Annotated in this window: 10 protein-coding genes, 2 tRNA genes and 2 rRNA genes; 11 read left to right on the forward strand and 3 right to left on the reverse strand. The window is 52.0% G+C overall.

Going from position 1 to position 22,041, the window contains the following annotated elements:
• Window positions 1–81: 81 nt before the first annotated feature.
• From SH527x_RS11510 to SH527x_RS11520, 3 genes are all read left to right on the forward strand, one after another.
• A complete protein-coding gene (locus SH527x_RS11510; RefSeq protein WP_437190825.1) occupies window positions 82–867 on the forward strand; it encodes a zinc-dependent peptidase in 786 nt (261 codons plus the stop codon).
• Between the two features lie 219 nt (window positions 868–1,086).
• Complete coding sequence (pyk, locus tag SH527x_RS11515; RefSeq protein ID WP_437190826.1) at window positions 1,087–2,550, forward strand: pyruvate kinase; 1,464 nt, start codon at window positions 1,087–1,089, stop codon at window positions 2,548–2,550.
• 355 nt (window positions 2,551–2,905) lie between these two features.
• Window positions 2,906–4,273, forward strand: a complete 1,368-nt coding sequence (locus SH527x_RS11520; RefSeq protein ID WP_437190827.1) for a sigma-54-dependent transcriptional regulator — start codon at window positions 2,906–2,908, stop codon at window positions 4,271–4,273.
• A gap of 117 nt (window positions 4,274–4,390) precedes the next feature.
• Here SH527x_RS11520 and SH527x_RS11525 read toward each other — a convergent pair whose 3' ends face one another.
• Entirely contained in the window at window positions 4,391–4,669 is a 279-nt protein-coding gene (locus SH527x_RS11525) for a branched-chain amino acid aminotransferase (RefSeq protein ID WP_437190828.1), read from the reverse strand.
• A gap of 412 nt (window positions 4,670–5,081) precedes the next feature.
• Between SH527x_RS11525 and SH527x_RS11530 the strand changes: the two genes are divergently transcribed.
• Together SH527x_RS11530 and SH527x_RS11535 are read left to right on the forward strand one after the other, a co-directional pair.
• Complete coding sequence (locus SH527x_RS11530) at window positions 5,082–5,972, forward strand: homocysteine S-methyltransferase family protein (protein ID WP_437190829.1); 891 nt, start codon at window positions 5,082–5,084, stop codon at window positions 5,970–5,972.
• 625 nt (window positions 5,973–6,597) lie between these two features.
• The gene (locus tag SH527x_RS11535; protein ID WP_437190830.1) at window positions 6,598–10,905 is read left to right on the forward strand and encodes an inverse autotransporter beta domain-containing protein; all 4,308 of its coding nucleotides are present in this window, start codon (window positions 6,598–6,600) and stop codon (window positions 10,903–10,905) included.
• Window positions 10,906–11,120: 215 nt separating this feature from the next.
• On the opposite strand, the gene SH527x_RS11540 is transcribed toward SH527x_RS11535, so the two are convergent.
• Window positions 11,121–13,205: a prolyl oligopeptidase family serine peptidase gene (locus SH527x_RS11540; RefSeq protein WP_437194620.1), complete on the reverse strand. Its 2,085-nt coding sequence runs from the start codon at window positions 13,203–13,205 to the stop codon at window positions 11,121–11,123.
• 509 nt (window positions 13,206–13,714) lie between these two features.
• Between SH527x_RS11540 and SH527x_RS11545 the strand changes: the two genes are divergently transcribed.
• From SH527x_RS11545 to rrf, 5 genes are all read left to right on the forward strand, one after another.
• On the forward strand, window positions 13,715–14,812 hold the full coding sequence (locus SH527x_RS11545; protein ID WP_437190831.1) for a hypothetical protein: 1,098 nt from the start codon (window positions 13,715–13,717) through the stop codon (window positions 14,810–14,812).
• A 292-nt stretch (window positions 14,813–15,104) separates the two neighbouring features.
• A tRNA-Ile gene (locus SH527x_RS11550) sits at window positions 15,105–15,178 on the forward strand.
• Between the two features lie 37 nt (window positions 15,179–15,215).
• A tRNA-Ala gene (locus SH527x_RS11555) sits at window positions 15,216–15,288 on the forward strand.
• 428 nt (window positions 15,289–15,716) lie between these two features.
• Window positions 15,717–18,478, forward strand: a 23S ribosomal RNA gene (locus tag SH527x_RS11560).
• A gap of 123 nt (window positions 18,479–18,601) precedes the next feature.
• Window positions 18,602–18,711: ribosomal RNA gene (gene rrf, locus SH527x_RS11565) — 5S ribosomal RNA — on the forward strand.
• A 288-nt stretch (window positions 18,712–18,999) separates the two neighbouring features.
• Here rrf and SH527x_RS11570 read toward each other — a convergent pair.
• Window positions 19,000–20,922, reverse strand: a complete 1,923-nt coding sequence (locus SH527x_RS11570) for a tetratricopeptide repeat protein (RefSeq protein WP_437190832.1) — start codon at window positions 20,920–20,922, stop codon at window positions 19,000–19,002.
• Between the two features lie 485 nt (window positions 20,923–21,407).
• Here SH527x_RS11570 and SH527x_RS11575 point away from each other — a divergent pair, with 485 nt between their 5' ends.
• Window positions 21,408–22,031 (forward strand): carboxymuconolactone decarboxylase family protein, encoded by a 624-nt coding sequence (locus tag SH527x_RS11575; protein ID WP_437190833.1) that lies wholly within the window; start codon window positions 21,408–21,410, stop codon window positions 22,029–22,031.
• Window positions 22,032–22,041: the final 10 nt, after the last annotated feature.

Genomic DNA, 22,041 nt, shown 5'->3' on the forward strand with positions numbered 1-22,041 from the left:
TAAAGTGGGTTCAAGAAGCGGACATCGAGTCCGCAATTCATTCTCCGATTCCTTGAATCCCGTTAACGTTGAAATCTTCACATGATCTTCAACTGGTTGAAATCTCGACGAAGAAAACGAATTCTGACAGAGCCTTTTCCTGTCGAGTGGGATCGGTTGTTATCGCAGGCAATCTGGCAGTATCGAAATCTGACTCCGGAAGAACGAACTCGGTTGCAGCAACTGACGCAGGTGTTTGTCGCAGAGAAGAACTGGGAAGGCTGCAACGGTCTTCAGTTGCAAGACTTGATGAAAGTGATCATTGCGGCCTATGCCAGCCTGCTTGTGATCAATCTGGACTATGACGAACATTTCGAGAACGTCCTCTCGATACTGATCTACCCAACCACCTTCGTCGGTAAGGAAACGACAGTTGTTGGAAAAGGGTTGGTTCTGGAAGGCACTCAGGCACGCATCGGGGAAGCCTGGTATCGTGGGCCGGTCGTCCTCTCCTGGTCCGACATTCGACAAGTGACCGCACAACAATCGCCGGGACGAAATGTTGTGCTCCATGAGTTTGCGCATCAACTCGACATGCTCAATGGGCGTGGAGTCGATGGCACTCCTCCGATGAACACGGAAGAGCAACTGATTCGCTGGCAGGATGTCATCAGTTCAGAATTTGAACAGCTGGCTCAATCCTGTCGAATCGGAGCTCCAACCTTTCTCGATTGCTATGGAGCGACGAGTCCCGCCGAATTCTTTGCGGTCACGACAGAATCCTTCTTTGAATCGCCGCGACCGATGCGACATTTCCACCCGACTCTTTACGCAATTTTCTGCGAATACTATAGGCAATCGCCCGCTGAACGAGCGGAATTGCATTAGACTGGACCCGTCTTTCGGGTGGCCATTTCGCCGTCATTTGACAAGGTCAAATCCAGTTCTTGCGTCGTAGAATTCTACTCGCGAGTGCATTTCTGGTTGCTCTACTTATTCCCAGGTTCGGCATGACATGTTCTCTCCGAAACGTGTCCTTGTTTCTCCACTGGAAAACTGCCAACACTGGTTATCAAGCTCTGATTATCAAGATTGTGAGATTCTCTCGTGAATATTGATCCAGCTACCGTGGTCCGTTCCTCTCGAACCAAAATCATCGCCACCGTCGGGCCTGCATCGTCCTCTCAGGAAGTCCTCAGGCAACTCATTCGAACAGGTGTCGATGTCTTTCGACTGAACTTTTCCCACGGAACTCACGAAGGACATTCCGCAGTCATTGCTGAAATCCGCAAAGCGAGTCAGGCAGAAGGTCAACATGTCGCCATCATGCAGGATCTCTGTGGGCCGAAGTTTCGACTCGGACCAATCCCAGGGGATCTTGTCGAGTGCCCGCTTGACCGTGAATTCACACTAGTCACTCAGACAACGGGAGAAGATCCAACTGAGCTGACCTGTACATACACAGACCTCCCCAACGATCTACAGGTGGGTGAGAACATCTTGTTTGCCGACGGAACCGTGGCGATGGAAGTCATTGCCACATTACCGGACATGGCAAGACTCAGGGTGACGTTACCCGGTCGATTGCGATCCCGTCAGGGGATCAACTTGCCGGGCTCTCAACTCAAGGTTCCATCACTAACGGAGAAGGACCAAGAGGACCTGAACTGGACGGCGCAACATAAAGACAACATTGAGTTTGTCTGTCTTTCATTTGTCCGGACTGCGGAAGATATTCATCACCTTCGCAAAGAATTAGCAGATCGAGGCTGCACCCCACGCATTGTTGTCAAAATAGAAAAGCCACAGGCTGTAGCGAACCTTGAAGCAATTGTCGCTGCAACAGATGCAGTGATGGTCGCTCGCGGTGATCTTGGTGTTGAAATGGATGTCTGGCGTGTTCCTGCAATCCAGAAGGAGATCATCTCTTTGTGCAATGCCCTGCACCGTCCTGTGATCACCGCCACACAGATGCTCAACAGCATGGAGCATTCCAATCGGCCAACGCGTGCAGAGGCGAGCGATGTCTTCAATGCCGTCGTTGATGGAACAGATGCCGTGATGCTTTCCGGGGAAAGCGCCATCGGGAACTATCCGATTCAGACCGTCGACACGATGCGGAGGATTTGCGAAGAAGCTGAAGGGTTTCTGGATGAACACCAGCATCTGCTCGTCGGTCAGAGTGCGGCACCACTCTCAGGTCTGATCCAGCCGATCACGCGAGCGATGGTCGACGCCGCGTGTGTTGCAGGCGAGGTCGTCTCTGCCCCATTGATTGTCACTCTGACAATTACAGGTCGAACGGCACTGGCCATCAGCAATCGACGCCCGAGTGCGACGATTCTCGCTGTGACACCAAAAGAGCAAACGGCCAGAGCATTGAATCTTTGCTGGGGGATTACCTCTCTGGTTTCATCGGATTGCGAGAACAATCCGAATGCCGTTCAAGAGGCGATCAACTGGGCAAAGTCTCAAGGGCTCATTCGAACAGGAGAACACGTCGTCATTGTCCGTGGAGACATCATTGGACAGGGTCCAGGTCGAACGGTCGACATCCGGCAGGCTCATTGACCTGAGGTGACAACTGGTCATCAAGATTCGTCAAAAGTGCTTAGGCTCTGAGAAGTTCAGTCTTCTCAGAGCCTCTTTTCATGGTGGCCCGACGCCGGCAGCGAAGTGCCAATTCTTGAATCTTTTACCAAGCCTCATGGAACTTTTTTGAAAATCATACGAAGCCGTGTTGACACTTTTCTGCCGATGGAGATATCACCCCGCCACTCACCTCTGAAACATTTCTGACACAACTTCCTCACTTCACATCCTCGTCTCAATCACCCCTTGCTCATGCTTGCGGTGTCCGTGAATGGTCCCCTCTCAAGACCATTGCGATCGGATTCTGTACGTCTGGGCCTTCGGCAGGAATCTCATGTCCGTAACACCACCAGCCACGATTCGGCCTAATGGAAAGGTCGTCGCCTGTGCGAAAAGCGAGGCGTCACGACAGCACCTGGAACTGGCGATTCGACGTGCAGGATATGACTGCGTTTCGGTTGGATCGATTCAGGACCTGCGAGCGATTCTGTTAAACGACATGATCGCCGCTGCAGTCATCGATGAACCAGAGTCAGCAGCTGAAATTGAAACTCTGGATGCGGAAGTCCGCAGAGCAGAGAAGCCAACTCAGTTCATCCTGTTGCCATCCATTGGCCAGCGAATGACTCCACCTCGCAGTGCATCATGCGATGTCCTCGATCCACCGCTCACACCAGAACGGATTGGACGAGCGCTGTTCTCCTGCGTTGCCCGAGCACAGTTGATCAACGAGAACACTCAACTCCGTCAGAAGCTCGAAGGACGGATGTTCGACGGGTTGATCGGAATCAGTGACGCGACTCGTGAACTGCGATCACAGATTCACGCCGCAGCGGATCACGAACAACCAGTTCTGGTCTGTGGGGAACAAGGCTCAGGAAAGAGTGAAGTTGCCCGAGCAATTCACCTCACCCGAAGCGGTCCAGGTCAACCACTTTTGACGATTCGTTGCAGCCTGCTGACCAGCTCCGTCATTGAACGCGAACTGCTCGGCGATCAGAACAACGAAGGTCGTTTCGGTGCAGCAGCTGCAGGGACACTGGTCTTCGAAGAAATCGAAGCCCTCACTGTCGGCCAGCAACACCAGTTGGCAGAAATCATTCTGAACAATGCGTTCCCTCACGCTGGAAACTACGTTCCATTGCGAGCACGCATCATTGCCACAACATCGGCTAACCTGCGTGAACTTTGCATGCAGGACAAGTTCTCAACACAACTGCTGCGAGTTCTGGAAAGAACAGTCATCGTTGTGAAACCACTGCGTCAGCGAATGGACGATCTGCCTGTTCTGGCAGAACACTTCCTGCAGCAGTGCTCAGTGAAAGAAGGCCAGCCGATTCGTCGTCTGTCAGACGAAGCATTGTCCCGCCTGATGACATATGAGTGGCCAGGAAACGCTCGCGAACTGGAAAACGTCATCGCACGTTGCTGCTCATTGACCAATGATCCCGTCATCACTGGCAATGAAATTGAGCCGTGGCTCGAACAGAATGATGAATCGACCGAACTGCCAGGTCTGACCTTGCGTGAAATGGAACGCAAACTGATCGAAGCAACATTCAACCGATTCGGCGGCAACCGCGAACTGACTGCCAAGGCTCTGAAGATCGGAATTCGAACCCTGTCCGGCAAGCTTCGTGAATACGGCTACCCACCACGTGGGGGCCCAGGTTCAAACCGCAGAGAAGAACGCGTCGCATAGTAGGGCCCTCCCCCCGCCCCATGCGACTAACGCAAAAGCCGCTCGAATTTCGAGCGGCTTTTTGCATTTTAATATTTGCCATATGGCTCGCGATGAACGAGAGGCCAAACAGATTCGTTACTTGATGTCACATTCTTCAGCACAGAAGTCGAGGTGGTCTTTGAAGAAGCTGCCGTTCATCCGGCCTTTGTGACCACTTGTGGTTTGCAGGTAGAAGCCTTGATCCAGTGAGGAGAAGGCAGAACCGACGTCTTCGAGTTCGTTGTTCACATTGAAGGCGACTTCGCCCAGCCCAACAACCAGCCCTAGGACAGCGATGGTGGAGATCAGAACCAGTTCAGCAGAAACAATGAAACCAGCTTCGTCGTTGAGCAGGGCGTTCAGGTAAGCGTTCATGGGATCTCTCATCGATTTGGGGTGACTCTTGATAATCACACTCATCGCACGGCGTGTACCAAACTCGTGACAGGCCCACACAGGAATATCAATCAGACAGACAAAGCAACGCAGCAACTCAAGACAGAATCAGCAATTGCGCACCTGTTAAATTCTTTTAACATCTCGCTTCAAGCTGAATCAGACCAGACAGGCCCACGTTTCCTTTTCGCGACACAAACAACAAATTCGTGAAAATCTGGTATCTCCCGTTCTCCAAAAATCATTCAACCTGAACACCTTACACACTGCCGTCGCGACAACGCCTCTACACGCCCCCGAACGATGCCATTTCTCAACACGGTTCCAGAGTGAGAACACAACCACATCGCTGAGCAGTACACTGCACTCTCTCAAAGAAGGAGAGAGACACATGGGGATCACGCTTCAGGAACGCCTCGCTGGCGAACTTCCCGTCATTCTCGACGGCGCGACAGGCACAGAGTTGGCTCGACGCGGAGTCGACCTCAATGTTCCCTCTTGGACGGCAGGTGTCATTCTCGACCAGCCAGAGATCCTCAGTCAGATCCATCGTGATTATGTGCAGGCAGGAGCCGAGATCGTGACGGCTAACACGTTCCGCACCCATGCACGGAATCTGGAATCGCTGGGGCAGGCTCATCTAGCAACAGAGCTGACGTGCAGAGCAGTTGAAATCGCTCAGGAAGCGGCGGCAGGGAATGCATTCGTCGCCGCGAGTGTCGCCCCGTTAGAAGACTGTTACACCCCTGCTCTGACGCCTGAGATCCCGCAGTTGATCGAAGAACATCAGCGAATGGCAGAAAACCTGCGACAATCAGGCGTCGACCTGATTCTGATTGAAACACAGGTCACAATCCGGGAAGCGCTGATTGCAGCGAAGGCTGCACAATCAACAGGGATCCCGTTTGCGGTCAGTTTCACCTGCACCCGAGATGGGCAGGTTTTCTCAGGCGAATCGCTTGTCGAAGCGTATCAGCAACTTGCTGCGTTTGAACCAGTCTGCTTTCTGGTGAACTGTATCCCTGCAGATGAAATTCTTTCCACCCTGGCCCCTGTCATCGACCTACAGGGTTCCATTCCACTGGGAGCTTACGCGAACACCGGAAGACTATTGGCCAATGGAGTTTGGGAAGCAACATCAGGTGAAAATCCGGCAGTTTACGCCGAATTTGCGCTGGCTTGGAAACAATCTGGATTGCAGGTGGTCGGGGGGTGTTGCGGCACAACACAAGAACACATATCCCTTTTACACCACACACTTTACAAAACCAGAAACGCATAAGAATCAATTGCATTTCCAGACGTTGAAACGTGTTTTTTCTAGAAAAGCGGCTGAGACTCGCTATTCGCGCTAGATGCAGCTTTCATTACGGTCCAATGAACTCTCCCTCAAAGTGCAACCAGTCTGAGGCGAAGGAGTCACCTCTTGTTCATCCAGTTCACACTCGTGACTGAACAATGGGCGACTTCCACGCGACTCAGATCCCCGTTGAACTTGAGCAATGAATTGTTCGCTTCGAACCTGTGCAATGCAGGCACGTGGCAACACCCCACTGAGACTCACTTCCTGACCGACCCGTCACTGTGAGAACCAGACCCCATCCCAAATACGTTCGAGAGAGAGTTTCCCCAATTCCCATCCACGTCTCATGAAAGCGTTCCCAATCCGGGCACGTTGCCATGACGACATGTCGGCTTGACCACCGATCCAAATCCTTCTCGCAGTTTCGACAATGAATTCCAATCACTCGAAATCGCATTCGAAAGAAGTGCGCCCACATGGCGACGTTTGGACCCACATCCCTGCAAAGGATGTGGCGGTGACACTCCGTCTCCCGTTCGCTGATGAATCGAACACGGCAAATGGGAATGCTTGCCCCCAATCGTTTGACTCAACCGGAAATCGCATGGCCACTCACAATAAGGCACCGTCTTCACGCTTGCGTCAGGTGGCCCCGATTTCGCAACCAGCCGTTTGTGCAAACACGATGCCCGATCTTCCCCAGGCAGAACTGACAATGAACGTCAATCAGCAAACAACAGGGACACGCTGGTCCCGACGAATTGTGAACTGGTGTCTCGCCGGTCTCGTGGCCGCATCAGGCATGGTGAGCGCTCAACGCGTCTCGGCACAAGACATGCCGATTGAAGCGGAAGGCTCATCGAACATCCAGTACACGCTGCCATACAACGAGTACTCCGGAGTCGCTGGTAATCCGAACTTCCAATACGGAACACCTCCCAACGGGTACACAAACGCCATTGAAGAACCGCCAGTCGTTGGTGGATTCGGAATCAAAGGGCGAGCAGGACACGAAGCCGGGTCCACGATTGGACGAGAACAGTCCATCTCGTACTTCGATATTTCCCCTTACATCTTCCATGAAAACTGGGTTCTCTTCAGCGAAGGCCGACTGGGAATTGGAAATAACGGAAAGGCATCCGGAAGTCTCGGCTCCGGGGTCCGTCGTTACTTCCCACGCATCGATTCCATTATCGGGGTCTCTGGCTGGTACGACGCGGACGCAACCCGCGGTCCATCCTTTGAGCAATGGGGGATCTCAGGCGAAATTCTGACTGAGTTCTTCGACTTCCGAACAAACTGGTATGTGCCATACGGCGAAACCTTCAAGGTTGTTGATCAACGGTTCGAGCCGGGATCTCAGCGATTCATCGATCGCCCGCTTGCCGACATGGCCCCAGGTGATGTCACTCAGGGATCCTACCTGGCATTCCAGAGACGAATCTTCACTGCAACTGCAATGAGAGGCTTCGACGCCTTGTTCACAGTGCCAGTTCCCGGTGAACTGGCACAGAAGTTGAACATGGAAGCCAGTGCAGGCTTCTATCACTACAACGTCGAAGACGATTCTCTGGACGACGTCTGGGGATGGCGTGCCCGTATGGACGTCGATCTTGTCGAACGTCTGTCACACATGTTCCTCGAAGTGACCCACGACCGGACATTCAAGACAAACGTCGTCTTCGGTGTCGACATCAACTACTGGGGGAATCTCGGAAGCCGTCCTCGTGTCGGGCATTCCCAATACAACAGACTTGCAGACTGGGTTCGCAGAAACCGAACAGTCGTCGCATTTGAAGGAAGCTTCCTGGATGACCCTGAAACTGCCATCAACCCGAACACCGGAAATCCATACCTCGTCTATCAGGTGAACTCCGACAACCCGGGGGGAACTTCAGGAACCGTCTCCGATCCATTCGGCGATCTTCAAACTGCGATCAACGCAGCAAGTGTCGGAACACCAGCTGACATTGTCTTCGTCCACGGTAACAGCGTCTTCAACACTCCAATCACAATTAACAGAGACGGATTGCAGGTCATCGGGGAACAGATGAACCCGACGATTGGCGTTCCAGTCGCAGGATTGTCTGACAATGTGCTGCTGCCGACGGTGACACCAGGTGCGTTCGACACTCCATTGATTGAGAACGTCGTTGGAGGTTCGGCAGTCACTCTGGCCGCAAACAATATCCGTTTCGCCGGATTCAACATCGACAACATTACAGGCGGACACGGGATCGAAGCGATCGGCCGTACCTTTGGAGGCGGTGGCCTTGCGAACACCATCGACACTGTCACGATTTCGAACGTGTCAGGTGGAGACGGGATTCACCTGGAAGACATCTCAGGCACAATGATCCTGAACGATGTTCGGATCGATAACGTCGAATTCGACATGTTCCATGTTCAACGTGGAAATGCAAACATCACATTCACCGGTGCTAACAACCATTTCGACAACACCGCAAACACCTTCGGGGCACACGGCTATGCAGTTCAATTGATTGACACTGCAGGCAGCATCGACATGAGTCGTGTTCTGATTGAAGATGGCCCAGGTGGAGCAGGTCTGCGAATCGTCGGGATGGTGACACAGCCATCGACAGCAAACATCTCCTTTGGTGACGTTTCAATCGGAGGAGCAACTCCTCTGGTCGCCGGAGAAGGAGACGTCTACATCGGCGACTTCAACGGAAGTGTCACCTTTGCTGGCAACCTTCTGATCGACAATCTGTCATCAGGTGCTGGCGATGCCTTTGTTGTTCGCAATCTGACCCCAGTTGCAGGGCTTCCTCGTTCCGGAATCGTTTCGGTTCTCGGAAGCACCAACATCCTGAATCGTCAGGGAAGTGCCATCCTCGTCGAGAACCTGGTCTCTGCAGCGGGACGTAACCCACAAGTTCTGTTCTCTGGTCCGGTGAATATCGGAACCATGGGAGCCGGGTATGTTGGAACTGACGCTGCGATCAAGTTTGCATCCTCCTCTGGCGAACTGTCCTTCTCGAACCTTGTGACGATCAACGGCAGCAACGGCGACGGGATTCAGATCACCGACATCCTGGATGACGGCAGCACACAATTTGGTCTGTTCCAGTCATCACAGCTCATCACGATCAACAACGTTCGTGGAACATCTGTCAACGTCGAGAACGTCCAGAAGGAAAACTTCCGTGTCCTGATGGGTGACCTCGCGATCAACGGTCGTGGTGTCTCTGGATCAACAGGAACTCAAGGAGCGGGGATTCGACTCTTTGACTACGCTGGTGAAGCTCGATTTACCGGAACCACGACCATCAACAACCAGAACAACAGCAACGCAATCGCTGTTGATATTCAAACCAACAACGCAGGTCTGACACGGACTTCAGGATCAGTCGGGTTCTCAACAATCAACGTTGTCAACCAGACCGGAGCCGGGTCATTCGGTGTCCGTGCTCTGAACAATGGAAACACTGCTGGTATCAGCCTCGGAACGGTCAACGTTCAATCAACTGCTGCTCAGGGCGTTCTGTTACGAGACAACACACTTGTGTCGATCTCAGGTGGCTCGATCAGCAGCGCTGGAGCCCGGGCAATCACAGTTGATTCCAACGCCGCTCGACCAGTTCCACAGAACCATTCGGTCACACTGGGGTCTGTCACAGCATCGGGATCTGACTACGGTATCTTTGTTGAGAACAGCTATGGATCGTTCACCGTACTGGGGAATGGATCGGTCAACGGTGACGGTGGAACAATCAGTAACATGACTCAGGCAGGAGCTCACTTCCGCAATGTCCTGAACGCTGCTGACATGTTCACAGCACCTGAACAGACCGTCGATCTGCGGAATATGAACTTCAACGGCAACGTTCGAGGTGTCCAAGCCTTTAACATGGCTCAGGACAACTCATTCGTCAGCCTGTCCAACCTGTCAATCAATGCATCAGGCGGTGAAGCGATTTACATGCAGGATATTCGTTCCTTCCTGCTGTCAGATTCCAACCTGACCAACAACGGTGCAACACTTGGTCGTGAACAGGTCGAATACCGCGTCTTCACACCTTTGACAACGGGTTCATACACCGTCGACATTCGCGGCAACAACTTCACAGACAGCCTGACAGCATCTGCTGGCGGTGCGAACATGATCTACATCGTCGCTGACAGCACGATGCCATCCGGCACAACTCTGGACCTGTTCTTCGAGAACAACGGAATTCCTGGAGATGTAACGTCAACAGACAGCGTCTCGATGAACCGTTCTTCAGGGGCATCTGCTCTGGCGGTCGACTGGCGAGGTCAAGCAAACGGAACAATCCGCAACAACGTCTTTTCTCTGGCCGGTGGAGCAGGTCAAACGGCAATCGAACTGCTGGTTGACGGAAACGGGGACTTCCTCGTCGAGAACAACTCCATCAGTGCCATTGGTGCAGGAGCAACCGGCGTGACTGGCCTCTTCACAGGGTCATCAATCATCGCTCTTCGCAACAACGGGCTCAGGGACGAGAACGGGGACTTCATCAACAACACAGGGATGCTCTTCTCTGGACTCGGCTCCACTGGTGTTGACCTGACATTCCTGTCATCCGGCAACACAATTGAAATGACCAACAACCTGATCCAGTTCACAGGGGGTGGTTATGCAGGAACCGGGGTTCGATTCTCTCGAATCTTTGGAACCAACGGAGACACAGTGGTCCGCCTGAACGGCAACCTGATCGAGCTGAATCCACTGTTCAACTCAACTGTCACCTTTGTTGAACGCGGTTACCACTTCGTCGACACCCGAGGGATCATCACATTGCAAGGTGGAAACAACACTGTCTTCCCACCAACCAACACTCCTTGGATCTACGACTTCATTGGCCTGTCAACTGCCCAGACCAACGGAACCTCGGTCACGATCAACGGCAACTCCTATCCGTTCTAAAACAGATAGAACAACCGCAGTCTGTTGATTCACTCATCAGTTCATCATCAGAACGACGTTTGAATCGAGGCTGGAAAACAATCTGAAACGCACAGAGGGGACTCAGGCCAGGCTTGAGTCCCCTCTGCTGTTTATCCGGCGTGACTCTCAAAACTGCGTGACTTTGCAATGCAGTTCACATTCGCCGCAAGCAATTTCGCTTCGCGACCAGAATCCTATTTCAGGTCAACTCCCAGGGTTTTGACAAGAAACGACCACTGATCAGTGATTTCATCGATCAGCTTGGAAGTCGGTGTTCCGGCTCCATGACCTGCGCGAGTTTCAATCCGAATGAGAATCGGATTGTCACATCCCTGAGCATGCTGCATTGCCGCCGCAAACTTGAAACTGTGCCCCGGGACTACTCGATCATCCGTGTCTGCTGTCATGACCATTGTTGGTGGATAGCAAACGCCAGACTTCGCGTTGTGATATGGAGAGTATTTCAGCAACGCCTTGAATTCTTCCTCGTTATCAGATGAACCATAGTCGTCCACCCAATAGCGACCTGCGGTAAACTTCTGAAACCGCAGCATGTCCATCACACCAACAGATGGCAGGCACGCACCAAACAGTTCCGGACGCTGAGTTTCACAGGCCCCAACAAGCAGGCCCCCGTTGCTCCCCCCCTGAATCGCCAGCTTTTTGGGTTGCGTATATTTCTGGTCGATCAACCATTCAGCAGCAGAAATGAAATCATCGAATACGTTCTGCTTATTCAGCTTGGTTCCCGCTTTGTGCCATTCTTCTCCGTACTCTCCTCCGCCGCGTAAGTTCGCGAGAGCAAACACGCCTCCCATTTCCATCCACGCCAGGCGACTGATCGAGAACGATGGCGACAAGGAAATACTGAATCCCCCATACCCATACAGCAAGGTCGGGTTCGTTCCATCCAGTTTCAGCCCGACTTTATGAGCAATAAACATCGGGATCTTTGTGCCATCTTTACTCGTCACGAAGACCTGTTTGACCTCGTACTGCTTCGGATCGAAGTCAACCTTGGCCTGGCGAATCAGCTTGCTCTCGCCAGTAAACAGGTTGTACTGGTAAATACTGGGGGGAGTGTCGAAGCTCGAAAACGAATAAAAGGTTTCGCTGTCGGATCGCTTCCCTGAGAATCCGTGGGCAGAGCCAATCCCAGGAAACGCGATATTTCGCAGGAACTGTCCATTTTCTTGATAAAGAGCAACCTGAGTCTTGGCGTCTTTCAGCGATTCGACGAAGAACAGGTTTCCGACAAGGGAAACGCTCGTCATCGTCTCTGCCTGTTGCGGAATGATCTCCTGATATGGAACGGGCGACGAAACCTCACCCGCTTTGCCCTGTTCAATCTGTACTGGCAACTTCTTGACGTCGATCGAAATCAACCGTTTGCGAGGTGCGTCGAGATCCGTCTGGAAATAAAAGACCGAACCATTGCTCCCGACGAATGAATACTCATTCTTGAAGTCGCCGATCAAAACTCGGGACTGTCCATACGGCTCTGAAAGATCCTTAAAGAAGATGCGATACCGATTGTCGGTCCCGACATGCACAGTCAGGATCAGAAAGCGGCCATCTTCCGTGACAGAACAGTGATAGCCCCACTCAGGGAAGTCCGGGCGATGGAAGACAAGGAGATCTTCCGACTGCGAAGTTCCAATCTGGTGATAGTACACCGCCTGATTCACATTCAGATTCTGGAACTCTGCGCCTGCCTGCGGCTCAGGAAATCGAGCATAGAAGAACCCGCGGCCATCCGGAGTCCATGTCGGGCTGTTAAACTTGATCCAGCGAATCTCATCTTCCAATAAACGACGAGTCGCAATCTCCATCACCCGCCAGACTTTCCAGTCTGAGCCCGCTTCCTGAACGGCGTAGGCGACATAGCGACCATCATCGCTGAATTGCTGCCCGGCAAGTGCAACAGTTCCATCTTCAGACCAGGTGTTCGGGTCGATCAACACCTGTGGTTCTGAATCAAGACTTTCCTGAACGTAAAGCACATATTGATTCTGCAATCCATCGTTCTTGAAGAAGTAGATGCGCCCCCCTTCTTTGATCGGGGTTCCATACTTCTCAAAGTTCCACAATTGTGTCAGTCGTTCTTTGATGCGGGCACGTTGAGGAATCTGCTCAAGAAACGAGTTCGTCAGTTGATTCTGCTCGGAAACCCATTTGGCAACTTCAGGATTCACTCGAACATCATCTTCCAGCCACCGATACGGATCGGAAACCTTTGTCCCGAAGTAGTCATCAGTGTGCTCAACGCGCTTGGTCATAATTGGATCTGCCAGCAACTGGCCGCAAAAGAAAAGAAATGCCGCACCCAGAAAGCGAATTCGTGGCTGACGTATCATGAAAATCCCCGCTTCAACAAGACGACCATTCCGCCTCCTTTCAAAACGACTTCGTCTGAACCACCTGAGTCACGCGAAACCACGCAATCAGCGCTCGGTTTCCTGATGCCATTTTGCAGATCACCTTCGTCGCGACAAGGTGCTTGACTCCGAACAAACAGATTCAATTCAGACCAATCATGACAGTGACACAACATCCGTTTTCATCTGACGGAAACGGCTTCCATCTGCCAGCCCCCTCAACCTCAATTAAACAACCGCCATAACGGACCAACATCATTGATTTTGCAATACGAGCGTCAGTTCGTATGATCAGAACATAACAAGAGACTCATGAGAGCACAGGGTGCCTCGGCCTGACGCCAGACACACTCGAATCAAGAACTTCCCCGAATCCCACACCGCTGGAAACTGGACGAAAGGTCGACGTCGTGAGCGAGAACCTCGACACTCTTATTGCCGACGCACGTAAGAAATTAGACGAGCAGACGGTCAAGATTGTGCAATTGCACTTCCACCCTGAACTCGGAGCCCCATTCTGGCTGGAACAGGCGAAAACCTATAACTTCGATCCACTCAAAGACGTCAACTGCTTTGACGACCTGAAGAAGTTCCCACTCTTTGAAGATGAATGGCTGCGCGGCGGCCCAGTAACAAAGTTCCTCCCACAAAAATGGAAGGACTCCTACCGATACACCTTCGAAACCGGAGGGACGACCGGTATCCCAAAATCCCGCTGTGTGGTGAACGACCATTGGATCGACTACGAAGAGTTTTCAAAAACCCTGCCTGACGAATCCTTCCCACGCGGGTCAAACTGGCTGATGTTGGGCCCCAGCGGCCCGCGCCGACTCCGGCTTGCCGTCGAGCACCTTTGCCAATTCCGTGGGGGGATCTGCTTCTGCGTCGACCTCGATCCCCGTTGGGTCGTGAAACTCCTGAAAAAGGGAGATACCGAAGGAGCAAAGGCGTACGCAGCCCACGTCATTGATCAGGCATACACCATCTTGACCGCCGGTCATGACATTAAATGTATGTTCGCCACACCGAAACTCCTCGAAGCACTCGCCTTACGTCTGATGGATGAAGGCTCGAGCATTGCAGAGATTGGAATCAAAGGGATTTTTGCCGGGGGAACAGAATTCACCCCTCAATGGTTCCGCTTTTGCAAAGAAGAACTACTCGGGGACGAAGTCTACATCACTCCGACTTACGGAAACACTTTGATGGGACTCGCTTGCGGAAAGCCATTCGATCCTGCAGACGACTACAAAATCACTTACTACGCACCACAACCCCGAGCCGCAATTGAAGTCGTGAAATTTGACGACTATTCACAAACGGTCGGTTATGGAGAAACAGGGCGAGTCAAACTTTACACCCTGACAGAGGAACTCTTCGTCCCAGGCTTCATGGAACGGGATGAAGGAGAACGAGAACTCCCACACACCAAATACCCTTGGGATGGAATCAGCGGAACGCGACCATTCCACGAGTACGCCAAGTCAACTACGGTGGGCGTCTACTAAGATCCACCGTGATTGCTGACCATGAATATCCCGTTGATTGCCGAAAGGTCATCAACGGGATACTTTTGTATAGTAACCAGGCGAAGTTACTCGACCAGCGACGGACAAGAGTCCACACAGAAATGCCCAGAACTACAACGAAATTGATCGCTAACCATTGCCCCGCAAACCTTTTCAATCGCCAGCGACACATCTGCTCGCAAAAACTTTTCGTGAACGCCAAAATTTCCAACACTGAACGCTTGAAGTTCAATTTCGCCGCCACTAATATCCGCCCTCCACACTGACGACCGGGGGTATAGCTCAGTTGGTTAGAGCGCAGCTCTGATAAAGCTGAGGTCTCAAGTTCGAATCTTGATACCCCCACTCGGAGAATCAAAAGTTTATCGATGATTCTCCACACGGGGACGTAGCTCAATTGGGAGAGCACCGGCTTTGCAAGCCGGGGGTTGTCGGTTCGATCCCGATCGTCTCCACTGTTTTCAAAACTCGAACGAGTCGCGAAAACAAAAAAAAGAAGCGAGTTGCAAAGGAAAGAAACTTTGCTAAACTCGAAAGCCCTGAAAAAAACGGGGTATTCGAGAGAAGTACACGAAACTTTTGTGTTTTTCTCTCGCACACTACGGCAGGCGAAAGCTTGAGTGCGAGACACGTCCAGCAGCGTGTAAGCAGGTCCTTCGGGACCGATGATCTTTGATAATTTGGCGTATAGACGCGTGGCATCTGGCTTTGCAATTTTAGCAAATGCCGAGCTCTTGAGGAATGAATGCACGCCTGGCGTGCGGCGTTGCAACGCAAGTTGCAACTAATCGTTTAGCTGCTGATGAGAATCAGCAGTAATTAGAGTGGCTTGCCAATTTTAGTTGTACGATGCGGAGAACATCTGCGTGGTTGCAATTAAGGTGGTCAAGCTAATAAGGGCACATGGGGGATGTCTTGGCGTTGGAAGGCGATGAAGGGCGTGAAAGGCTGCGAAAAGCCTGGGGGAGCCGTCAAATAGGCGTTGATCCCGGGATTCCCGAATAACTGCGAAAGCAGGGCGAACGTGGGGAACTGAAACATCTAAGTACCCACAGGAAAAGAAAGAAAACTCGACTCCCTGAGTAGTGGCGAGCGAAAAGGGAATAGCCCAAACCGGATACTACGGTATCCGGGGTTGTGGGACCAACAATATGTACGCGAATTGCTAGGAGAATCTCTGAGGAAACAGAGACCATAGAGGGTGATAGTCCCGTATCCGAAAGCATGAAGCGGCTAGTTGGCACCCGAGTAGGGCCGGGCACGTGGAACCCGGTCTGAATCTGCGAGGACCATCTCGTAAGGCTAAGTACTAACCAACGACCGATAGTGAAAAGTAGCGCGAGCGAAAGATGAAAAGAACCCCTTCTAGGGGAGGGAAAGAACCTGAAACCATGTGCCTACAAGCTGTCGGAGCACCATGTTTTTAACGGTGTGACGGCGTGCCTTTTGCATAATGATCCGGCGAGTTATGGTCATTGGCTGGTTAAGATCTTCCGGATCGAAGCCGCAGGGAAACCAAGTCTGAATAGGGCGACATTGTCAATGGCTATAGACGCGAACCCTTGTGAACTACCCATGGGCAGGTTGAAGCGCGGGTAAGACTGCGTGGAGGACCGAACTCACTGATGTTGAAAAATCAGGGGATGACCTGTGGGGAGGAGTAAAAGTCTCATCAAACTGGGAGATAGCTCGTTCTCTCCGAAATAACTTTAGGGTTAGCCTCGAGGCACTACGTATTGGGGGTAGAGAGACTGAATTGGTTCGGGGCCCTTCCCAGGGTACCCGTCCTGACCAAACTCCGAATACCAGTACGACTATCTCGGGAGTTAGTCGGCGGGGGATAAGCTCCGCTGTCAAGAGGGAAACAACCCAGATCGCCTGCTAAGGTCCCAAAGTTCGACTCAGTCAGAAAGGATGTTTGGATACAGTGACAGCCGGGATGTTGGCTTAGAAGCAGCCACCATTTAAAAAGTGCGTAATAGCTTACCGGTCAAGTATTCATGCACCGATAATGAACGGGAGTAAGTCGAACACCGAAGCAGCGGAATCACGTAAGTGATTGGTAGGAGAGCGTTCCATTGCAGCACGTGGTACCGTGAGGAGCCATTTTGGGCAGTGGAAGTGATTATGCCGGAATGAGTAAACGATAAGGCAGGTGAGAATCCTGCCCGCCGTAAGCCTAAGGTTTCCTGGGGAAGGTAAATCCGCCCAGGGTTAGCCGGTCCCTTAGTTGAGCCCGAAAGGGGTAGACGATGGACAGCAGGTTAATATTCCTGCGCTGTAGTGTGGAGGACGTTGTTTGGATCGTCATCGGGAGATTAGATTGTCCCGTGCCGCAAGGCCGAGTCCTAGTTGATGAAGTGACGTGAAGGACAACCGAGAAAAGCCCATACGCTAATACAACCGTACTAAAACTGACACAGGTAGGCGAGGCGAGTAGCCTCAGGCGCTCGGGAAAACGCTGGTTAAGGAACTCGGCAAATTGGCCCCGTAACTTCGGGATAAGGGGTGCCTTCGCAAGAAGGCCACAGCAAAGCGGCTCTGGCAACTGTTTACTAAAAACACAGGACTCTGCGAACTCGTAAGAGGATGTATAGAGTCTGACGCCTGCTCGGTGCCGGTAAGTCAAGGAAGGGGGTTCACGCCCACAACCAAAGCTCCGGTAAACGGCGGCCCTAACTATGAGGGTCCTAAGGTAGCGAAGTTCCTTGTCGGGTAAGTTCCGACCTGCATGAATGGCGTAATGACTGGAGCACTGTCTCAACCAGCGACCCGGTGAAATTGTAGCCGTGGTGAAGATGCCACGTACCCGCAGCGTGACGGAAAGACCCTATGAACCTTTACTGTAGGCTGGTATTGGTATTAGGCATGTTCTGTGTAGGATAGGTGGGAGGCTTTGATTCGGAGTCGCCAGATTTCGATGAGCCATTGGTGAAATACCACCCTGAGGATGCTTGATATCTAACCCGTTATCAAAAACGTGGACAGTGCCAGTTGGGCAGTTTGACTGGGGCGGTCTCCTCCTAAAGAGTAACGGAGGAGCTCAAAGGTACCCTCAGCCTGGTTGGCAATCAGGCAAAGAGCGTAAACGTAGAAGGGTGCTTGACTGCGAGACCGATGGGTCGAGCAGAGACGAAAGTCGGAGTTAGTGATCCGGCGGTTCCGAATGGAAGGGCCGTCGCTCAACAGATAAAAGGTACTCTGGGGATAACAGGCTGATCCCGCCCGAGCGTCCATAGCGGCGGCGGGGTTTGGCACCTCGATGTCGGCTCATCACATCCTGGGGGTGAAGAAGCTCCCAAGGGTCCGGCTGTTCGCCGGTTAAAGTGGTACGTGAGCTGGGTTTAGACCGTCGTGAGACAGGTCGGTCCCTATCTGCTGTGGGCGCACGAAATTTGAGGGAGTTTCTCTTTAGTACGAGAGGATTTGGAGGGACGTTCCTCTGGTGTTCCTGTTGTCTCGCTCGAGGCAGCGCAGGGTAGCTAAGAACGGTTCGGATAAGCGCTGAAAGCATCTAAGCGCGAAGCCAGTCCCAAGATCAGATTTCGATTGAGTCCCCTGGAAGACTACCAGGTTAATAGGCTGGCTGTGTAAGAGTGGCAACACTCTCAGCTGACCAGTACTAATGGACGAACGCTTGACCACTTTAATTACGGTCACGCAGGTGCGCAAATTTCTTCAAGAGCTAAAGCTAACGCGTCTATTCGCCATTTTAATATTCACCGTCAGGTGGAGTGTTGAGCATTTTTAACCGGATGCTCAACAATTTCCGGTGACTTTATCCAGTTGGAAACACACGTTCCCATTCCGAACACGACCGTTAAGCAACTGGAGCCGATGATAGTGCCGAAAGGTGCGAAAGTAGGTTATCGCCGGTTTTAATTATCTATCAAGCCCATCAGGTTCACTCCTGATGGGCTTTTTTTTATGCGCACTGCGAAGCGGCAGAACAGTGTCGAGTAGCACAGACGGAAAGCCGAATTCGTATTGAGATCGGTGCGGAGTTCCTGTCACTCGACATTCCTCACTATCGAGCCTCGTTAATGCCCGCTAGTCCAGACGGCGATGTGTTCAGAATGCAAAATGAAACCCGGTTGCCTGCTACTTTGTGCGTAGGGCAACCGGGTTTCATTGTTTACAGCTTGATGAATTGATTCTGATTCCACTTATCGAATGACTGTCGCGGAAGCCTGAATAACACCAGGAGATGTTTTCTCCTGTGTCATGATCTCAACCTGGGCTTGGTAGATGCTTGCTGACTCGGCATCTCCTAAAGACCGGTACAATTTCGCGACGCAAGAAAAGCATTCTGGATCCTCTGAGCTGAGTCGAATCGCAGTGAGATACGATTGAAGTGCGTCTTCATGCTGGCCGGCGCGTGCCTGCAGCTGTCCCATCATTTTCCATGCTAATGTGTAGCGTGGATTTGCTTTGATGGCTGCTGCAAACTGTTCAAACGCTGCCGTCTCTCGTCCTATTTGTGCATAGAGAGAGCCGAGTTGGATTCTGACATACGGATCTGACGGACGTTTCTCCAGTGAATAGACGAGATAGTTCTCTGCATCGCGGAATCTCCGGTTACCGTGGCTGACTGCCGCCATCCCGATAAGAGAATCCCGATGGAAGGGGTTAATCTCAAGGGCCGTCTGAAAAGGGATTGCGGCATAGTCCCAGCGTTCCTCATTCAGATAGGTTTTCCCCAGCAATGCCAATGCGTCGGTGTTGTGAGGGCAAATATCTAACGACTGCTTGGCGTAATCTCTCGCCTCATCAACGTTCCGCTGCCGCAAGTGGTCGAGTCCCAGGTAGAACTTTGCCATCCAGTTTGCTGTCTGAATTCGATCTGCATGGGACCACAGTGACTGCGTATCTCTCCATGTCGACACCTGATAAAGCGTGCTGACACCACAGACGGCGACGATCACTGCTGCAATTCCCATTCGCACAGGGCGAGCAAATTTCAATGAGCTGGTAAGGTCCGCTGCGAGCAATGTGAGTGCCCAGAACAACCCCAGATGGGGAACGTAAGTGAAACGGTCAGCATGGGCCTGACCACCAACCTGAAACAGCCCGATCACCGGCACAAGTGAAATCAGATACCACAACCAGCCGACAATCAGGTACGGTTTCTCTCGTGCCCAAATCCAGACTCCTGCAGAGATTGAAATCAGCAGAGACAGCGACCAGAGCGTGGCAGGCCCGTCGATTTGGCCATGTTCCAGTGGATAAAAAGCACAGAGATTCCAAGGCAGGATTGTCTTGTTGAGATACCAGGCATATGAGCAGAGAGCATTACAGGCTCGTGCTAAAAACGAATGATGAGCGAGATCCATGACCGCGAGATCGCTTTTCTGGGCCAGAATCGTCACAACGGCAAAAAGACCGACGATCATGAACATGGGCACCTTCTCCAAACTCAGTCGCCATAACGATGCCCTGCTCGAATGGTGGAGAAGCCCTGACTCTCGGAAGCCATCACAGCGGTTCAATACCCAAAGGTCCAGGACCAGCATCAACGCCGGCAATGTGACCAGCATTGGCTTGGAAAGCAGACCTAACACCAGAAGACCAAGTACTCCCCAGTACCGGTTCAAATCTGGCCGCTTTGAATAGTGCACATAGGCCAGTAGGGTCAGCAGCAGAAAAAATGTACTGAGAACGTCTTTACGCTCTGAAACCCAGGCGACCGATTCGACATGTAATGGGTGGATGCCAAAGACGAGAGCAGCGAAGAGAGCAACGAGATCTGAAACGCCGACGCGTCGCAAAAACGCATAAAACAACGCCACATTGGCGAGATGTAACAGCAAACCTGTACCGTGAAATCCGGACGCATTCAGTCCAAAGAGTGTCGAATCAAGCTGAAGCGACAGCCAGGTGAGCGGAATCCATGTTCCGGTATCGAATGTCGTGAATGCGTAAACGACTCCACTCCAACTGAGCCCATGCAGCACAGCAAGGTTTTGGGTCACGAACCGGTCGTCGTCATAGTCGACGAAATCGTTCTTGAACGTTCCGAGATAAACTCCCAGCGTCAAGGCGGTCAGAATCGTAAGAGACCGCCAATTGGAACGAACAAACTGCAACATGTCTTCTCCCTGACCGCAAGCCCGGCAGCAGGTTCACCCTGCTCCGCCAGATCTCCATTGGAGCAAGTCGCTCCGGGGTAGAAATTTAGCTCGAAAATGCAGTTTGCAGCAATGTGATTTCTGCCTGCCAAGAGAGGGACACCGGGCAAAGAGAGCGTTTTTATCCAATCTCCAGCGATGAAAAATGGAAAACATTCGTGAGCGATCTATAAAAGACCGTATGCACATCCCAAACCCCGTCAGTGGCGAATCACGAGCAGGCCACTCAAACCGGTCGAGATGGTCGTGTTTTCACTCTGAAGTGCTTCGGTCTATCATGATGCAGCCACAGAGAGGCATCGCCAAGACCACTGGAGACTTTCAGCGATCACTCTGACGTTTGAAGGTGGGATGCGAATAGCAATCCAGAGACTGCGAAAGACTGGTCTTTCGCCAAATGAATGCCAAGCGGACGAGAGTTCCGTATTTGATATTGGAGAAATAAAATGGCTTTGCTGTCACCAGTCCCAGTTGAATCGGCCTCAGAGAAGGTCGCCCAACACTACAGCCGAATCGCTGAGATGTTTGGATCGGAAGCAATTCCCGAACCCTTCTTTATCTACGGCAACGTGGAAATCTTTCTCCGCGACTTCTACATGAACTTCAAAAAGTTCGTGTATACCGATGGACAGATCGACGCAAAAACCAAAGCGGCGATTGGACTTGCTGTCGCTGCTCATGGAAAATGCAAACCGTGGCTCGACTATTTCGGAGCCCGATGTGAGACCTTGGGGTTCAGCAAGGAACAGGTTGCAGAGATTCTGGCAGTGTCCGCGACCAACTATATGTACAATACCTTCTTCAAGTTCCGGGACCTCAGCGGTTCCAGCCTGTTTGAAGGAATGGGAGTCGGCTTGCGGGCTCACACCTTCCACAGTACTTCACTTGGTGATCGACTTGTTGAAATTCTCAACGTCGCAATTAGTGACATCAATGCGTGTAAGCCCTGCACCTCAGGACACGTTGAGAAATCACGAGAACTCGGCCTCACTTCAGAACAAATCCTCGAAGTGATTCAGTGTGCTTCAACGATGTACGCAGGAGTGCAATTCCTGAACTCGGCAACGTAAGACAGAACGC

Origin of the sequence: Planctomicrobium limosum (assembly GCF_051465645.1) — a bacterium.
In the GTDB taxonomy this organism is placed as follows: domain Bacteria; phylum Planctomycetota; class Planctomycetia; order Planctomycetales; family Planctomycetaceae; genus Planctomicrobium.